A 16,832-nucleotide genomic window follows, 5' to 3' on the forward strand; every position below is an offset into this window, starting at 1 on the left:
GGGGCCATGCCGGCCCTGCCCCGCGATCGTCCACCGATACCGCTGACCCTGCCGCCCGCCGCCACGGCGCAACGGCCGGAGTGGTCGGCGCTGCCGGCGGCGGTCCGCCGGCGGATCGAGCAGTACCTCGGCTCGCCGGTGGTCGCGGCCGTCAGCCAGGGCAGCGGCTACACCCCGGGGTTCGCGTCCCGGCTCCGGTTGGCCGACGGTGGACGGCACTTCGTCAAGGCGGCCTCGCTCGAGCATCCGTGGCTGACGGCGTCCTACCGGGACGAGGCGGTGAAGTTCCGCCGGCTGCCGGCGGAGGTGCCCGCCCCGCATCTGCACGGCGTACTCGACGAGACCATCGACACCACCACCTGGGTGGTGCTGTTCTTCGTCGACGTGGCCGGCCGACCACCGCACCGTCCCTGGGTGGACGCGGAGGCCAGCGCCGTGCTGACCACGGTCGAGGCGATCAGCCGCGTCCTGACGCCCGCGCCGCCCGGGCCGGGTTGGCACCCGCTCGCCGACGAGTTCGCCGACAACGCCGAACGGTGGTCGCTCCTGCTGGAGCAGGGCTTCCTCGGCGGGCACGGGGTGCAGGCGGCCGCCCTGGCCGCGGAGACGTCGCATCTCCAGGGCAGCAGCCTGGTGCATGCCGACCTGCGCGACGACAACGTGATCCTCGACGCCCAGGGTGGCGTGTGGGTGTGCGACTGGAACTTCCCCGCCATCGGCCCGGCCTGGTTCGACACGCTCACCGTGCTCATCTCCATGCACGGCGACGGCTTGGACGCCGAGGCTCGGTTGGCCGCCTCGCCGCTGACCGACGGCGTGGACCCCGAGGTCATCGACGCCGCCCTGGCGACCCTGCTCGGCTATTTCGCCACCGCCGGCGCCACGCCGGAGGTCGACAACTCCCCTTACCTGCGCCGACTGCAGCGCTGGTACGCCGCCGCGAGCCGGGACTGGCTCAGCCGACGCCGCGGTTGGCCGGTGATCGCCGCCTGATCTGCTGTCAGGCGATCTGCTGCGGGCAGATTCGTTCCCGGTCGGGGCGCTGCGGCGGGCACCGTGGTGATCACGGGCCCGCCACCGGAGCTGGCCGACGAGGAGACACCATGATCACCAGTAGCGTCGAGAGTCCCCCAGTGGCTCTGCTCGACGACCAGCTCAGCACCAGGCTGTTGCACCAGCGGATCGTCGTGCTGGGGGCCGCCGTGGACGACCCCATCGCCAACCGCGTCTGCGCCCAGCTGCTGCTGCTGTCGGCGGAGGACCCGCGCCGCGACATCAGCCTCTACATCAACTCCCCCGGCGGCTCCGTGTCGGCCGGACTGGCCATCTACGACACCATGCGGCTGATCCCCAACGACGTCGCCACGCTGGCGATGGGGATGGCGGCCAGCATGGGCCAGTTCCTGCTCTGCGCCGGCACCGCCGGCAAGCGGTACGCCCTGCCGCACTCGCGGGTTCTGATGCACCAGGGCTCGGCCGGGTTGGGCGGCACCGCGGCCGACATCGAGATCCAGGCCGAGAACCTGGCGTACACCAACGAGCTGATGAGCCGGCTGATCGCCGAACACACCGGTCAGCGGTTCGAGCGAGTGGTGGCCGACAGCGAGCGGGACCGGTGGTTCACCGCCGAGCAGGCGGTCGAGTACGGCATGGTCGACCGGGTGCTGACGTCGCTGGACGACGTCTCACCGCAGCGCTCCTCGCGCCGGGCGAGTCTGTGATGGCCAGCTACACGATCCCCACCGTGGTGGAGCGTACGGCCACCGGCGAGCGGGCCTTCGACATCTACTCCCGGCTGCTCTCCGACCGGATCATCTTCCTCGGCACCGAGCTCGACGACGGCGTGGCCAACGTGGTGATGGCCCAGCTGCTGCATCTGGAGGCGATCAGCCCTGACCTGGAGATCGGGCTCTACATCAACTCCCCGGGTGGCTCCTACAGCGCCCTGATGGCGATCTACGACACCATGCAGTACGTCCGCCCGCCGATCTCGACCATCTGCATGGGACAGGCGGCGTCGGCCGCCGCGGTGCTGCTGGCGGCCGGCACCCCCGGCAAGCGGGCGGTGCTCGAACACAGTCGGGTGCTGCTGCACCAGCCGTCGAGCGGTGGCCAGGGGACGATGCCGGACCTGGCGGTGCAGGCCAAGGAGGTGGCCCGGATCCGCACCCAGCTGGATGAGGTGCTGGCCCGCCATACCGGTCATCCGGCCGCGAAGATCCGGGCCGACACCGACCGGGACAAGCTGTTCACCGCGGCCGAAGCGGTCGACTACGGCCTGGCCGACGAGGTGATCGCCAGCCGGAAGGTGGGAGGGCTCACGCGGCCAGCAGGGCTGTGACCTGGCCGTCGGGCCGGGATCCGAGCCGCCCGGGATAGGCCTCGCGGACCTGGAGCGGGGTCAGCTCGAGCGGCTGCTGGAGCGGCACGCTGCGGGCCAGCAGCTCGGCCATGGGCAGCCGGAGCGCGGTGCAGACGGCGGCGAGGATCTCCGAGGACGGGTCCTTGCGGCCCCGCTCCACCTCGGACAGGTACGGGGTGGAGACTCCGGCCCGCTGGGCGACATCGGTCAGGGTGCGGCCCTGCTCATGGCGGACGGCGCGCAGGGTGGCCCCGAGCGCGGTCCGCAGCAGTGGCTCCGGGCGACGCTCACCGAGCACCACCACCGCGGCCTGAGCGGACCCACGATGGTCAAGACGACTCGGACGGGGACGACGCGCCATGTTGCACCTCCAGTTCGGGTGCTCTCACGCTAACCCCCGGCGATGGCGCCGTCGCCGGGGTTCGCTGGAGGCAGAAGACCGCGGTGCCCCACGCGCGGCTGACTTGTGCCCGTCCCGCACAGCGGGCTGCCCAAACGGTGGCTAGCATCACCAGAGACGAGACGGGGGTGCGGTGACCGAGGACGCGACGACCGAGGACGCGACGACCGGGGCCGGTGAGCACCGGCCGAGCCCGGACGCGCCCGGCAAGCCGACGGCGCTGCGCGAGCTCACCCGCCGGTCGTGGCGCTATCTGCTTCGCCGCACGCTGCGGGAGTTCCTCCGCGACGAGTGCCCCGACCTCGCCGCCGGTCTCACCTATTACGGCGTGCTGGCCATCCTGCCCGGATTGATCGCGCTCATCTCGCTGCTCGGCATCTTCGGCCAGGGGCCGGAGTCGGTGGCCACCATCCTCGGGATCGCCGCCGAGCTGGTGCCGGCCCGCGGGCTGGACATCCTGCGACCGGTGCTCGAGAGCCTCACCCAGTCATCAGCGGCCACCCTCGGCTTCCTGCTCGGCCTGCTCGGTGCACTGTGGTTCGTCTCCGGCTACGTCGCGGCCTTCGGTCGGGCGATGAACCGGATCTATGCGATCCGCGAAGGGCGGCCGTTCTGGAAGCTGACGCCGCTGCTGCTGGCGGTCACCGTCTCGTTCGGCGCACTCAGCTTCTGCGCCGTCGTACTGCTGCTGATCTCCGGACCGATCGCGCGGGCCATCGGCGAAGGGCTCGGGCTGGGCTCGTCGGTGATGCTGGCCTGGAACGTCGCGAAGTGGCCGTTGTTGGCCCTGGTGGTGATGGTGGCCATCGCGCTGCTCTACTACGTCACGCCCAACGTGCGCCAGCCCCGGTTCCGCTGGCTCAGCCCGGGCGCGCTGCTGGCCATCGTGGCCTGGCTGGCCGGTTCGGCCGCCTTCGGTCTCTACGTCAGCAACTTCCCCCGCTACGACGCCGCCTACGGCTCGCTCGGCGGCGTGATCGTCTTCCTGGTCTGGCTGTGGGTGTCCAACGTCGCGTTGCTGCTCGGCGCCGAGCTGGACGCCGAGGTGGAGCGCGCCCGCGAGCTGCAGGCCGACATCGGCGCCGAGCGCACCGTCCAGCTGCCGCCGCGCGACACCCGGGGCAGCGAGAAGGAGCAGGCCCGACACGACGTGGATGTCGCGGGTGCCCGCTCACTGCGCCGTCGCCACCGCCGGTAGCCCGGTCGGCGTCCGCCAGCCCGCCGGCGTGAGCGGTGCTCCCGGCAGCGGCGGACAGGTCGATCACGGCGCCCAGGACTGGGAGACACTACTCGGGTGAGCACCACTCCCACACAGTCGCTGAGCCGTACCGAGCGTCTGGACCGGCTGCCCCTCACCCGCCAGCACGGCCGGCTGGTGGTCGGCTCCGGCCTCGGCTGGGCCCTGGACGCGATGGACGTCGGCCTGATCAGCTTCGTCATGGCCGCGTTGGCGGTGCAGTGGAATCTCGGGGCGACCACCTTGTCCCTGATCGGGTCGATCGGGTTCGTCGGGATGGCCATCGGGGCCGGGCTCGGTGGGCTGCTGGCGGACCGCATCGGCCGTCGTCAGGTCTTCGCGATCACGTTGCTGGTCTACGGACTGGCCACCGGCGCGGCCGCGCTGTCCTGGTCGGTCGGCGCCCTGCTGGTCTTCCGGTTCGTGATCGGGCTGGGGCTGGGCGCCGAGCTGCCGGTGGCCGCGACCTTGGTCAGCGAGTTCGCGCCGGCGAGGATCCGGGGCCGCATGGTGGTCCTGCTGGAGGCGTTCTGGGCCGTCGGCTGGTTGCTGGCCGCCCTGATCGGCTATCTCGTCGTGCCGGCCAGCGACAACGGCTGGCGCTGGGCCCTGGCCATCGGTGCGCTCCCCACCCTCTACGCGGTCGTGGTCCGGCGCGGGCTACCGGAGTCGGTGCGTTTCCTCGAGCAACGTGGCCGCACCGACGAGGCGGAGCGGGTGGTCCGCCGCTTCGAGGCCGCCGCCGACGTGGCGGCGCCGGCAGCCGAGGCCACGCCCAGCGCTGCGGCGATGCCGAGCCGCAGCGAAGGTCCGGCGGCGCTGTGGCGCTCAGCCATGCGCGTCCGCACTGCCTCGTTGTGGCTGGTCTGGTTCGGGGTCAACTTCTCCTACTACGGCGCCTTCATCTGGCTGCCCTCGCTGCTGGTCGCCTCGGGGCTGGACCTGGTCCGCTCGTTCGAGTTCACCTTGATCATCACGCTCGCCCAGCTGCCGGGGTACGCCGTCTCGGCGTTCCTGGTGGAGGTCTGGGGCCGCCGGCTCACCCTGTCGGTGTTCCTGGTCGGCTCGGCGGTGTCGGCGGTGGCCTTCGGCAACGCCGACAGCACCGCCACGCTGGTCGGCGCCGGCATGGCCTTGTCCTTCTTCAACCTCGGCGCCTGGGGTGCGCTGTACGCCATCACGCCCGAGGTCTATCCGACCACCATCCGGGCCACCGGCTCCGGCTGGGCCACCGGGTTCGGCCGGATCGGGTCCATCCTCGCGCCGCTGTCGGTGCCGGTGCTGCTCGACGGCCGCAGCAACACCTTGCTGTTCGCGGTGTTCGCGGCCTTCTTCCTGCTGGCCGCGGCGGCCACCTGGGGCCTGCCCGAGCGCCGCGGCGTACCGCTGGAGGCTCAATGACGGGCGGGCCGGCCGACGGACGTGCGGCCGGTCAGCGGGTTGAGCTGTTCACCACGGTGGACTGGTCGATCTTGAGCGTGCCGTCGTCGTTGACCAGCATGAACGACGTCTCCTCGTTGACCCGCCGGCCGTCGTCGAACTCGTAGCTGATGGTGGCCGTGGCCCGGTTCGGCGGCTCGCCCCGGACATTGCTGACCGAGACCCGTTCCACCGGCTTCCAGAACCGCTCGTACGCGCGCCGCCCGCCGCTCTGATTCTTCTGATAGCTGCTGGTCATCCGCGACCAGGCGGCATCGGTGTCGTCGGGCATCAGCGCGTAGTAGCCGGTGATGGCGGCAGCCAGCTGCTCAGCGGTCACCGGACCGTCCGCTTCGCTCGAGGTCTCGGTCGGGGTCGGGGTCTTCGACGGCTTCGGCGAGTCGGGCTTCTCAGACTCCTCGGACTCCGCAGACGTCTCGGTCTCCTCCGGGTCAGCCGACTCCGACTCGTCCGGCTCTGACGTGGTGGACTGCGACTCCTCGGCGGAGGCGGTGGGTCCACCCGCGGACGCAGGAGGGCCGGTTGAGGTGTCCGGCGGCTGCTGGGTGGTTCCGGTCCGGTCAGACACCAGGTTGGCGCCGACCGCGGTCAGACCGGCGAGCAGGACGATCGCGAGCGCTGCCCACAGCAGCCGGCGGCGCGGCCGTGGGGTGGCTCCCGCCCCACCCGCCGACGTGGGTACGGGCGGCGCGGACGCGGGTACGGGCTTGGGTACGGGCGAGGGCGTGGGGTCGGCGCGGGGTACGGGTTCCGGAGCGGGCAGCACCTCGGTCCGGGGGGCGGCGGGAGCGGGCTGGCGCCGGGTCGGCTCCAGGGCCTCGTCCTCGTCGGGATATCGGGCGGCGAGCCGGTCGGCGGCCTCGCTCATGGCCGGACGGTCGTCCGGGTCGATCGCGAGCATCTGCTGCAGCAGCGGCGTCAACGCTCCGCTGCGGCTCGGCGGCACCACCTGACCGAGTGCGACCTTGTGCAGCAGCGCCATCGAGTTCGACCCGCCCCCGAACGGTGGCGCTCCCTCGACCGCGGCATAGAGCGTGGCCCCGAGCGAGAACACGTCCGAGGCGAAGGTGGCGTCTCCACCGCGGGCCACCTCGGGAGCCAGGTAGGCCGGCGTGCCCGACACCATCCCGGTCGTGGTCAAGGTGACGTCGCCGAGGGCGTGCGAGATGCCGAAGTCGCTGATCCGGGCAGTGCCGTCCTCGGCGACGAGCACGTTGCCGGGCTTGACGTCACGGTGCACGATCCCGACCCGGTGCGCCGCAGCCAGCGCCGCGGAGATCTGCGCTCCCAGCTTCGCCGCACCTGCAGGCGACAACGGCCCCCGCTCGCGCAGGATCACCGAGAGCGGCTTCGACGGCACGAACTCCATCACCAGGCACGGCTGGCCCTCGTGCTCGACCACGTCGAACACCGAGACGGCGAACGGGTGGTGCAGCCGGGCGGTGATCCGGGCTTCGCGCATGGCGCGTTGGTTCGCCAGCTCGGCCTCGGCCGGGCTGAGCCCCACCTGCGCGTGGAGCTGCTTGATGGCGACGGTGCGGTGCAGGCGCTCGTCCCAGCCCTCCCAGACGACACCCATGCCACCGGTGCCGACCCGCCGGCGGATCCGGTAGCGACCGGCGATGAGGGCGTCGGGTGCGCTCACCGCCACCTCCTCTTGGGTCCTCCCGGCCGGTGCCGGGCCTTCACCTTATGACACGCCGGGGCACTCACTTCTTCTTCTGCTTGGCAGCGGCGAGAGCGGCGTCGCGCAACCGGCGCTGTTCCTCCAGCATCTTCTGCTGTTCGGCCTGCTTGGCCCGCAGCGACTCCGCGTCCATCGAGTTGAGCAGGACCGCGGCGGCGATGGCGGCGATCAGCAGTGACCACACCGGTGAGAAGCCCAGCAGCATCGGTGCGGTGATCAGCAGGCAGACGTCGAACCCGCGGAACAGGTTCGTCATCAGCCCGGGCGGGAACGCACCCGCCTGGGTGGAGATCATCGGGGCGCCGAAGTCGACGCCCTTGGCCTGGGTCCACCGCACGGCGGCCAGCAGCCCGGCGACGGCGGTGGCGAAGGCCATCAGCCAGGCGCCGGGGATGCTCCGCTGCACGGCGCCGTCACCGAAGCCGACGTACGCCGCCGTGGTGGCGATGGCCCAGAGCAGCGACACCGCGGCCGGCACGGTGATGGAAGCCAGCTTGATCGCGGCCACCGAGAAGGGCAGGCAGCGGGCCAGGCCGCCGGTCCGGGTCAGCACCCGCAGGCCGCCGAGCATCGGGATCAGCGCGCCGAACAACGCCAGGGCGGAGAACACCGGCGTCAGGGTGCTCATCCCGAGAGCGTCGGCGGCGTACGGGACGACGATCGTCCCGGTCAGCACCAGCAGCGGCTGCGGGAACCGCAGCAACCGCTGCAGCTCGCGCCACATCAAGGCCTGCAGGCCCAATCCGCGACCGCGCTTGGGCTTGACGTGGCCGATCTCGATCGCCCGCCGCTCCACCACGATGTCGCGGGCCAGGCCGATGTCGAGGGCGAAGAAGGCCCCGGAGATGCCGCTCACCAGCGCTCCACCGCTGAGCAGTCGGGCGCTGCGGATCTGGCTCAGCCGCAGCCGCGCGACGACGAGGCTGACCACCAGCACCGTCAGGGCGAAGCCGGCCAGCACCACCGCGACCTCGAGACCGACGTCATAGGAGACGCCGAGCACGAACCAGCCGGCCGAGATGCCGATGACCGCCACCATCGCCGCGATGCCGATCAGGGCGAAGAGGTACGTCGCGCCGCGGGTCAGCCGGTGCTTCTCGATCCCCTGCTGGGCGGCGGAGAACGCCACGGCCGCGGCTGCGGACAGCCCGGTCGCGCCGGCCCAGACCAGGACCGCCGTCAGGCTGGACCCGGTCAGGGCGGCGACCAGGCCGCCGACCAGGGCTCCACCGAGCAGGGCCGCTGCGACGGCACCGACCAGCCGCGGGCCGAGCAGCTTCGCCCGCTGGATCGGGGCGTCCAGCAGCCAGAAGCCCTCTGCGGCCGAGGCCAGCACCGGGCCGAACAGCCGGGCGACGGCCAGCGAGGCCGCGACGCCGAGGGCGAAGGCCGCCCACGGCAGCACCGCACGGGCTGACAGGCACCCCGTGCTGTCGCACTGGGAGATGACCCGCTGCGCCTTGAGCACGACGTTGACCAGCATCGCGCCGATCATCAAAGCGGCGATCAGCACCACGTACGCATCGTGGAACGCCTCGCCGAGAGTCTTCGTGGCCCGACCGGCGCGCCAGTCCTTGATCAGGCGCTTCAGCTCCCGCGGGCTGGCGGGCGTCAGCGGTTCGGGCTCCGGGGCCAGCGCCAGATCGGCGTCAACGCTGCTCATCCGCGCGCAGCCCCCAGCTCCACCACGCGGGTCGCCACCGACTCGACCAGGGACGGCTCATGGCTGGCGAACACGATCGCCAGCCCTTTGTCGCGCTCCGCGATGAGTCTGCGGGCGAGCCAGTCGAGCCCTTCGGTGTCCAGTCGCTGCTCCGGCTCATCCAGCACCAGCAGCTTGCGCGGCCGGACGAAGGCGGTGGCCAGCGCCAACCGCCGGCGCTGGCCCGAGGACAAGGTGCCGGGCAGCTGACCCGACTGCGGCACCAGCTGCACCTCTTCGAGCACCTCATCGACGATCGTGTCCGGGTCATTCAGACCGTGGGCCCGGGCCAGCAGGTCGAGATGCTCGACCACGCTGAGGTCGGGGAAGAAGTCGAGGTCGTCGATCACCGTGGCGACGTCACGCCGGATCTGCGGCGAGGTCTCCGACATCTTGGTGCCACACACCTCCACCGTGCCCTCGTCCGCACGGTCAGCTCCGATCAGGCACCGCAGCAGGGTCGACTTGCCCGCACCGTTTCGACCGGTCAGCGCCACCGCCTCACCGGTGCGCACCTCCAAGGAGAACTTGTCGAAGATCGTGTTGGGGCCGAAGGCGCGCTTCAGGCCGGACACCTTGAGCACGGTGCTGCGTTTTGCCATGGGTGTGATTCTGCCTCGCCGGGTGGAAAAACCCCGCACTGCCCGCGGCGACACCACGCTCGGGTGCGGGTCCGGCACCAATCCGCACCTCGGCGGGTGACGAAGAACAGCCGAGGGGCAGCACCACAGTTGGCCCTCAACCCTTAGGAGAATCTCATGCCCACCACCCGGCTCGCCAAGATCGCCGCCCTCACCGCGGCGGTCGCCTTCCCGCTCAGCCTCGCGGCGTGTGGCAACACCGAGACCACTGCCGATCCCATGTCGAGCGCATCCAGCATGTCGAGCCCATCGAGCATGTCGAGCTCCTCGGGTGCACCCAGCATGTCCTCCTCGGCCTCCATGGCCGACGCCCCGTTCGGCACCGGCTGCGCCGACGTACCGACCAGCGGGAAGGGCTCCTTCGACGGCATGTCCAAGGACCCGGTCGCCACCGCGGCCAGCAACAACCCCGCTCTGAGCACGCTGGTGAGTGCGGTCAAGGCTGCCGGCCTGGTGGATACCTTGAACAACGCCGAGGACATCACCGTCTTCGCGCCCGCCAACAGCGCCTTCACCGCCATGGACCAGGCCACCTTGAAGAAGGCCATGGGCGACCCCAAGGGTCTGCTGACCGATGTGCTGACCGCCCACGTGGTCTCGGGGCGGCTCACGCCGGCCGACCTGGCCGGTGAGCACCAGAGCCTGAACAAGGACCAGATGGTCACCGTCACCGGCTCGGGCGAGGACTTCACGGTCAACGGCAACGCGATGGTCGTCTGCGGAAACGTGCAGACCGCCAACGCCACGGTCTACATCATTGACGCCGTTCTGCTGCCCAAGTCCTGATCCACGCCCTCGAGGTGACATCGTCGTGAGCATGAACATCTCTGGATCGCCGGATCCGACGTCCCGGGGACGCCGGTTGCCGGGGCTCGATGCCGAGAGCGAGCACCTGGCCGACCTGGTCGCCAGGTCCGCCCGCGGCCAGGAGGATGCGTTCGCCGAGCTCTACGACCTGACGTCGAGAAGGATCCATGGGCTGGTGCTGCGGGTGCTCCGGTCGGCCGACCACGCTGCCGAGGTCACCCAGGAGGTCTACGTCGAGGTCTGGCGTCAGGGATCGCGATACGAGCCCACCAAGGGCAGCGTGATGGCCTGGATGACCACCCTGGCCCACCGGCGTGCGGTCGACCGGGTCCGATCGGTCAGCAGCGAGGTAGCCCGCGACGAGCGCTACGCCCTGCGTACCGTTGACCGCGAGGTCGACCACGTCTGGGACGGCGTGGAGCAGCGGCTGGACGTGGACCGGGTCCGTAGAGGGATGGCCTCACTGACCGCCATCCAGAGAGAAGCACTGACGTTGGCCTACTTCGGGGGCTACACCCAAAGCCAGGTGGCTCAGCTGCTGAAGCTGCCCCTGGGCACAGTCAAGACACGAATACGAGACGGCATGATCGGGCTTCGAGACGCGTTGGGAGTGGAAGCATGAGCGACATCCATGGGGCCATCGGCGCCTATGTCTCCAATGCCCTCGACGACGCCGACCGGATCGAGTTCGAGCAGCACCTGGCGGTCTGCCCGACCTGTGCCGGGGAGGTGGCGGAGTTCGGGGAGACCATGGCGGAGCTGAGCCGGCTGGTGGAGAGTCCACCACCACCCGCCCTGCGGGCGTCGGTCCTCTCCTCCATCGCCCAGGTGCGCCCGCTGCCGCCGCTGCCGGCCGAGATCCCGCAGGCCGAGGTAGCGCCGGCACCGCAGGCTGGGGCACCGCAGGCACCGCAGGCGCCGCCGGCACCGGAGATCGGCGAGCCGGAGGTCGACGAGCTCGCCGTCCGGCGACAGGACCCGCGACCCCGGATCCTCACGCTGGCCCTCGCGGCGGCGTTGGTGGTCGCGCTGGCGATGGGGGGCTGGGTTGCCACCCTGGTCCAGCAGCGCGAGACACAGAGTGCCGAAGCCACGGCCGAGACCTCACTGCTCAGCGCGCCCGACGCCAAGGTGCTGGGCGCGACGCTGCCCAACGGTGACCGGGTGTCCTTCGTGGTCTCGAAGGCGCTGAACAAGGCCATGCTCGTCGGCTCGTCGATCGCCGCACCGGGCCCGGGCAAGGTCTACAAGCTGTGGATCATCGCCCCGAACGCCGACCCGACACCCAGCACGACCTTCGTCGGCGGTACCGCCCAGAAGGTCTGGCTGACCGGCGACGTGGCAGACGCCGCCACCTTGGCCATGACCGTGGAGACCGACCCAGACGTCGCGGCGCCGACGGGCAAGCCGGTCGTCGCCGTCACGCTGTGACCGGACCCGGGAGCGCTGCACCGGCGCCCCGGGCTGCGGTCCGGGACTGTCAGCGCGGCGTGGCAGGCTGTTCCCGTGCCTGAACGAGTCGAGTCCCGAGCCACCCTGGCCAAACGCCGAGCCGATGTGGCCGCCATGTTCGACGGCGTGGCCGCCCGCTACGACCTGGCCAACGACGTGCTGTCGCTCGGCCAGGACCGCGCCTGGCGCCGCCTCGTGGTCGAGGCGGTCGACCCTCGGCCCGGACAGCTGGTCCTCGACCTGGCCGCCGGCACCGGCACCTCCAGCGAGCCGTTCGCCGAGGCCGGCGCCGTGGTCGTCCCGACCGACCTCTCGCTGGGCATGCTCCGGGTCGGCAAGCAGCGCAAACCGCAGCTGTCCTTCGTCGCCGCGGACGCCCTCCAACTGCCGTATGCCGACGACAGCTTCGACGCCGTGACCATCTCGTTCGGGCTGCGCAACGTCGAGCACACCGTGACCGCGCTGACCGAGCTGCGCCGGGTCACCCGTCCGGGCGGGGTGCTGGTCGTCTGCGAGTTCTCCACCCCCGTGTGGAGGCCGTTCGCCTCGATCTACGCCAACTATCTGGTGGCGGCCATCCCCCGGCTGGCCCGGGTGGTGTCGTCCAACCCCGCTGCCTACGAATACCTGGCCGAGTCGATCCAGGCATGGCCCGACCAGGAGCAGCTGGCCTCTCTGATCAGCAGCGCCGGCTGGCACGACGTGCAGTGGCGCAACCTGACCGGCGGCATCGTCGCTCTGCACCGAGCCCGCGCCTAGGCGAGGGCGGGCGATGACGATCCTGCTCCGGGCGTACGCCGCCCGCAGCTGCCCGGTGAAGACGCACAACGCCTTCGACCAGACGATCCAGCAGGGCACCTGGGAGCCCGACGAGTCGCTGGCCGAGCTGTTCGACGGCGGCCTGCAGTTCGAGGCCGCCATGCTCGACCGGCTGGCCGCGACCTTCGCCGGGTCGCTGGTCGACCTGCGTGCCACCGCCGGGTCCGACCCCGAGCTGGCAGTACGGACCCGCCGCTGCCTTGAGGCCATGGCCGCCGGGGTGCAGGTGATCGTCGGCGGGCCGCTGCCGGTCGACGTCCGCGGCCACCGCAGCGGCTGCCCGGACCTCCTGGTCCGCGGCGCCGACCGTGCCGACGGGCGCTGCGCGTACCACCCGGTCGAGGTCAAGTGGCACAAGATCGTTGAGCGACGCCGCTCCGCCCGCAGCCAGCGCCCCACCGGTGCGCTCCGCTACTCCACCTTCGAGGCGCCGTCCCCGGCGGGGTCGAGCGAGCTGGCGGGCTACGGCCTGCGGGTGGCCAGCCGGGAGGCCGACCTGATCCAGCTCGCGCACTACCACCGGATGTTGGAGGCCGCTGGCTTCGCGCCGGACGCGCAGCGGTGGGGGGCGGTGATCGGCACCGACGACGTGCTCGGTCAGCCCATGCTGGCTTGGGTCGATCTCGGCGAGCCGATGGTTCGCACCTTCTCCCGCAGCCAGGCCGAGGGCTGGCGACTGCGGAGCATCTTGGAGCGCTATGACCATGAGCACGCGTTCCGGGTCGACGTGGCCGCCGTCGCCGCACGACAGACCGGTCAGCCGGCGGCCGACCCACCGCCGCTGGTCCGTCCGATCGTGACTGACGAGTGCCGCCGTTGCCAGTGGTGGGAGCATTGCCGACCGCAGCTGGACCCCGACGATGTGAGCCTGCGGATCGACAAGGGCCCGCTCGACGTGCGTGAGATCGCCACCCTCCGCCGACACCGGATCGCCACCATCACCGACCTGGCCGGGGCCGACCTGGACGGGGTGCTCGACTGGTATCTGCCGGAGGTGACGCACCGCAGCGGAGCCGAGAGCCGGTTGCGGCTGGCCGCCCGCCGGGCCCGGATGCTGCTCGCCGACGTCGGCCTGGAGCGGGAGACCAGCGGCCCGATCGAGGTGCCCGCCGCCGAGCTGGAGATCGACTTCGACATCGAGACCGCCGCCGACGGCCGGGTCTATCTGTGGGGCTTCGAAGTCAACGACACCGCGGCCGGGACCGCGCGCTATGTGGAGTTCAGTGCCTTCACCGAGCTGGACGCCGACGCCGAGCTGGCGCTGGCCCGCCGGGCGCTGGGCTGGCTCCGCACCCTGGTGCAGGGGCCGCGGTCGGTGCGGGTCTATCACTACAGCTCTTATGAGGTGTTCACCGTGACCTCGTTGGCCGAGCGAGCCGGCGCGGACCCTGCCGCGGCCGAGGACCCGCTCCACTGGGGCGCCCGCTATGCCGCCGCGGAGTTCTGCGACCTGCTCGACGTGGTGAAGTCGCACTTCTTCGGGGCGGCCGGCCTGGGACTGAAGATCGTGGCCCAGGACAGCGGCTTCCGCTGGCGTGACGACGACCCGGGCGGGCTGAACTCGCAGCGGTGGTTCGCCGAGGCGGTGCACGGCGAGACCGCCGAGGTCAGGGCCCTGGCCCGGCAGCGGGTGCTGGAATACAACGAGGACGACGTCCGGGCGACCGCCTGGGTCAGAGGTTGGCTGCGAGCGCAGTGATCCGGCTGGTCAGCGTCCGCCGTCCCGCCCGGTCGACGACAGCTTCCACCACCTCCAGTCCGAGGGCCGGCTCGGCCAGCACCTCCGCCAGCTCCGCTGCGGTGGTCACTCGTCGGTAGCCCGCACCCATGGACTGCGCCAGGGCGGCCAGCTCCACGTGGTGCGGCGTACCGAAGATGCGCTCGAACGAGCGCAGGTGCGACGGCTGGCCGTGCTCGAGGGTGGCGAAGATGCTGCCGCCGTCGTCGTTGGCCACCACGATCCGCAGGTCGGGCCGTGGTTCCTCCGGGCCGATCACGAGACCGTTGGAGTCGTGCAGGAACGTCAGGTCGCCCATCAGCGCATGAGTCGGGCGTTCGACCGCCAGCGCCACCCCCACCGCGGTGGACACCATCCCGTCGATGCCGGCCAGGCCTCGGTTGGCGTAGACCGTCGGAGCCGACGACGACACGGCCGCCAGATCCAGGTCCCGGACCGGGTTCGAGGAGCCGACGACAAGGGTGTCGTGGGCGTCCAGCGCCCCCCACACGGTGGCGGCCACCGCGGGGCCGGTCAATGGTCCCGGTGCCGCCAGGAGTGCGTCCAGGCCGGCGCGCAGCTCACGGTCCCCGGCTCGCCAACGGTCCAGCCACGCCGTCTCCTGCGGTTCCAGCCGTACGGCGCTGGTCACCGTGCCGGCCCGCATTCCCGGGTCGGTCCAGTCGGCGTACGGCGTGACCATCACCAGCTCGATGTCGTCGCGGGCCAGCAGCCGGTTCACCGGGCGGGACAGCGTGGGACGCCCGAAGACCACCACCCGCTCGATCTCCTCGGCGAGCTCGGTGGTGAGCAGCAGTCGGTAGGTGCCGATGGCCTCCGCCCCCACGCGGGCGTTGCTGGACGGCTCGGCGAACAGCGGCACGCCGGCGGCGGCGGCCACGGCGGCGGCCGCCACACCCTCGGCGGGCGTGCCGTCCCCGGCCACCACCACGGTCTGCGGACCGCTGGGCAAGACGGTGGGCTCGCTGGCATCGGTGACCTCGGCCACCAGCAGCTCCGGCAGTGACGACACCGCCACCGGCTCCGGCGCCAGCGGTTCGGAGAAGGACACGTTGAGGTGCACCGGGCCCGGGTTGCCCGTCCGGGCGCCGGTGGCCAGGCTGAGCAGCCGGGCGAGCTGGAACCGCCAGCTGTGCGGGGCGCCTTGGTGATCGTCGAGCTGGGCCTGGCCACGGACGTGGTCGGCGAACAGTGACCGCTGATCGGTGGTCTGGTTGGCCCCGGTGTGCATCAGCGTCGCCGGCCTGTCGGCCGACACGACGACCAGCGGCAGATGGGTGTGCGACGCCTCCAGGACGGCCGGGTGCAGGTTGGCCACCGCGGTGCCCGAGGTCGTCACCACCGCCACCGGCGCGTCGCCGGCCTTGCACAGACCCAGGGCCAAGAAGGCGGCGCTGCGCTCGTCGATCCGCACGTGCAACCGCAGCAGCCCGATCTTGTCGGCGTCGAACAGCTCGTAGGCCAGGGGCGCGCTGCGCGAACCCGGCGCGAGCACCACGTCGCGGACGCCGCGGGTGAGCAGCTCCTCCACCACCACCCGGGCGCACCGGGTCGCGTCAGCCACGGTCGGCCCCGGCGGCTACGCGTACGTCCATGAGCCGAGCCTGCCAGAACGCCGCCGTGGCCGGGTCCGCGGCGCACCGAGACCAGGCAGCCTCGTCCACCTCCAACGGTCCGACGGCCAAGGAACCGTCGATCGCGACCAGCGGCTCGGCGACCAGGTCGTCCGTCAGCAGCGCCACCGTGTTGAGACCGCAGGCGTACGGCAGCTCGGGCAACGCCGCGGCCAGTGCGATCCCCGCCCGGATCCCGACCGAGGTCTCCAACGCGCTCGACACCACCACCGGCAGTCCGATCCGTTCGGCGATCTCCAGGCAGGCCGCGACGCCGCCCAACGGCTGCACCTTGAGCACCGCCACGTCGGCCGCCTGCAGGGCAGCCACCCGATACGGGTCGTCGACGCGGCGGATCGACTCGTCGGCGGCGATCGGCACCGAGATCCCCGCCCGGACCAGCTGACGGCGCAGCCGGGCCAGCTCCTCCACCGTGGCACACGGCTGCTCGGCGTATTCCAGGTCGAACGCCGACAACCTTCTCAGCGCGGTCATCGCCTCGGCCACGGTCCAGCCTCCGTTGGCATCCACCCGAACCCGGCCGCCCGCGCCGAGCGCGGCCCGCACCGCGGCAACCCGATCGGCGTCGTCGGCCAGCGTCTGACCGGCTTCGCACACCTTGACCTTGGCCGTGGTGCAGCCCGATCCGCGGACCAGCGCGTACGCGGCATCGGCGCCGACGGCGGGGACGGTGACATTGACCGGCACGGCGGCGCGACGCGGCGCGGGCCAGCCGGTCTCGGCCGCCTCCACGGCGGCGCGCCACCAGGGCACGATCTCAGGTCCGCCGTAGTCCAGGAACGGGCTCCACTCGGCCCAGCCGGCGGAGCCGCGCCACACCATGCCCTGCCTGGTGGTGATGCCCCGGAACCGGGTCCGCATCGCGATGGCGTACGCCCGGGGTTCGCTCACGCCCCCCAGTCTCGCGGATGCC

At 71.7% G+C, this 16,832-nt stretch carries 16 protein-coding genes; 10 read left to right on the top strand and 6 right to left on the bottom strand.

The window, feature by feature from the left end; genetic code table 11:
• The first annotated feature begins 6 nt into the window (after window positions 1–6).
• From AC1XX3_RS03855 to AC1XX3_RS03865, 3 genes are all read left to right on the top strand, one after another.
• Window positions 7–993, top strand: coding sequence for a phosphotransferase family protein (locus AC1XX3_RS03855; RefSeq protein WP_483319750.1), 987 nt, complete (start codon window positions 7–9; stop codon window positions 991–993).
• A gap of 110 nt (window positions 994–1,103) precedes the next feature.
• The gene (locus AC1XX3_RS03860) at window positions 1,104–1,721 is read left to right on the top strand and encodes a ClpP family protease (protein WP_483319751.1); all 618 of its coding nucleotides are present in this window, start codon (window positions 1,104–1,106) and stop codon (window positions 1,719–1,721) included.
• Window positions 1,721–2,341, top strand: a complete 621-nt coding sequence (locus AC1XX3_RS03865; protein ID WP_483319752.1) for an ATP-dependent Clp protease proteolytic subunit — start codon at window positions 1,721–1,723, stop codon at window positions 2,339–2,341. Before AC1XX3_RS03860 ends, AC1XX3_RS03865 begins: the two co-directional genes overlap by 1 nt.
• Here AC1XX3_RS03865 and AC1XX3_RS03870 read toward each other — a convergent pair.
• Window positions 2,319–2,723 carry a helix-turn-helix domain-containing protein gene (locus AC1XX3_RS03870; RefSeq protein ID WP_483319753.1) on the bottom strand — a complete coding sequence of 135 codons (405 nt, stop codon included), beginning with the start codon at window positions 2,721–2,723 and terminating at the stop codon, window positions 2,319–2,321. The genes AC1XX3_RS03865 and AC1XX3_RS03870 overlap by 23 nt on opposite strands.
• Before the next feature lie 172 nt (window positions 2,724–2,895).
• Between AC1XX3_RS03870 and AC1XX3_RS03875 the strand changes: the two genes are divergently transcribed.
• The gene (locus tag AC1XX3_RS03875; RefSeq protein ID WP_483319754.1) at window positions 2,896–3,960 is read left to right on the top strand and encodes a YihY/virulence factor BrkB family protein; all 1,065 of its coding nucleotides are present in this window, start codon (window positions 2,896–2,898) and stop codon (window positions 3,958–3,960) included.
• Window positions 3,961–4,056: 96 nt separating this feature from the next.
• Complete coding sequence (locus tag AC1XX3_RS03880) at window positions 4,057–5,400, top strand: MFS transporter (RefSeq protein WP_483319755.1); 1,344 nt, start codon at window positions 4,057–4,059, stop codon at window positions 5,398–5,400.
• A 31-nt stretch (window positions 5,401–5,431) separates the two neighbouring features.
• Here AC1XX3_RS03880 and AC1XX3_RS03885 read toward each other — a convergent pair whose 3' ends face one another.
• The 3 genes from AC1XX3_RS03885 to AC1XX3_RS03895 form a co-directional block, all read right to left on the bottom strand.
• On the bottom strand, window positions 5,432–7,084 hold the full coding sequence (locus tag AC1XX3_RS03885; protein ID WP_483319756.1) for a protein kinase domain-containing protein: 1,653 nt from the start codon (window positions 7,082–7,084) through the stop codon (window positions 5,432–5,434).
• Window positions 7,085–7,148: 64 nt separating this feature from the next.
• Window positions 7,149–8,789 (bottom strand): DUF6297 family protein, encoded by a 1,641-nt coding sequence (locus AC1XX3_RS03890; protein ID WP_483319757.1) that lies wholly within the window; start codon window positions 8,787–8,789, stop codon window positions 7,149–7,151.
• Window positions 8,786–9,430 (bottom strand): ABC transporter ATP-binding protein, encoded by a 645-nt coding sequence (locus tag AC1XX3_RS03895; RefSeq protein ID WP_483319758.1) that lies wholly within the window; start codon window positions 9,428–9,430, stop codon window positions 8,786–8,788. Before AC1XX3_RS03895 ends, AC1XX3_RS03890 begins: the two co-directional genes overlap by 4 nt.
• Window positions 9,431–9,586: 156 nt before the next feature.
• Here AC1XX3_RS03895 and AC1XX3_RS03900 point away from each other — a divergent pair, with 156 nt between their 5' ends.
• From AC1XX3_RS03900 to AC1XX3_RS03920, 5 genes are all read left to right on the top strand, one after another.
• Window positions 9,587–10,255 (top strand): fasciclin domain-containing protein, encoded by a 669-nt coding sequence (locus AC1XX3_RS03900; protein WP_483319759.1) that lies wholly within the window; start codon window positions 9,587–9,589, stop codon window positions 10,253–10,255.
• Window positions 10,256–10,286: 31 nt separating this feature from the next.
• Window positions 10,287–10,898 carry an ECF RNA polymerase sigma factor SigK gene (gene sigK / locus AC1XX3_RS03905; RefSeq protein WP_483319760.1) on the top strand — a complete coding sequence of 204 codons (612 nt, stop codon included), beginning with the start codon at window positions 10,287–10,289 and terminating at the stop codon, window positions 10,896–10,898.
• Window positions 10,895–11,707, top strand: a complete 813-nt coding sequence (locus AC1XX3_RS03910) for an anti-sigma factor (protein WP_483319761.1) — start codon at window positions 10,895–10,897, stop codon at window positions 11,705–11,707. The genes sigK and AC1XX3_RS03910 overlap by 4 nt, the downstream gene beginning before the upstream one ends.
• A gap of 75 nt (window positions 11,708–11,782) precedes the next feature.
• A complete protein-coding gene (locus AC1XX3_RS03915; protein ID WP_483319762.1) occupies window positions 11,783–12,487 on the top strand; it encodes a demethylmenaquinone methyltransferase in 705 nt (234 codons plus the stop codon).
• Between the two features lie 13 nt (window positions 12,488–12,500).
• Window positions 12,501–14,246: a TM0106 family RecB-like putative nuclease gene (locus AC1XX3_RS03920; RefSeq protein ID WP_483319763.1), complete on the top strand. Its 1,746-nt coding sequence runs from the start codon at window positions 12,501–12,503 to the stop codon at window positions 14,244–14,246.
• Here the strand turns inward: AC1XX3_RS03920 and menD are convergent.
• Window positions 14,221–15,849, bottom strand: coding sequence for a 2-succinyl-5-enolpyruvyl-6-hydroxy-3-cyclohexene-1-carboxylic-acid synthase (gene menD, locus AC1XX3_RS03925; RefSeq protein ID WP_483319764.1), 1,629 nt, complete (start codon window positions 15,847–15,849; stop codon window positions 14,221–14,223). The genes AC1XX3_RS03920 and menD overlap by 26 nt on opposite strands.
• Window positions 15,842–16,810 (bottom strand): o-succinylbenzoate synthase, encoded by a 969-nt coding sequence (locus AC1XX3_RS03930; protein ID WP_483319765.1) that lies wholly within the window; start codon window positions 16,808–16,810, stop codon window positions 15,842–15,844. The genes menD and AC1XX3_RS03930 overlap by 8 nt, the downstream gene beginning before the upstream one ends.
• Window positions 16,811–16,832 lie beyond the last annotated feature (22 nt).

This window comes from Microlunatus sp. M237 (genome assembly GCF_056896895.1).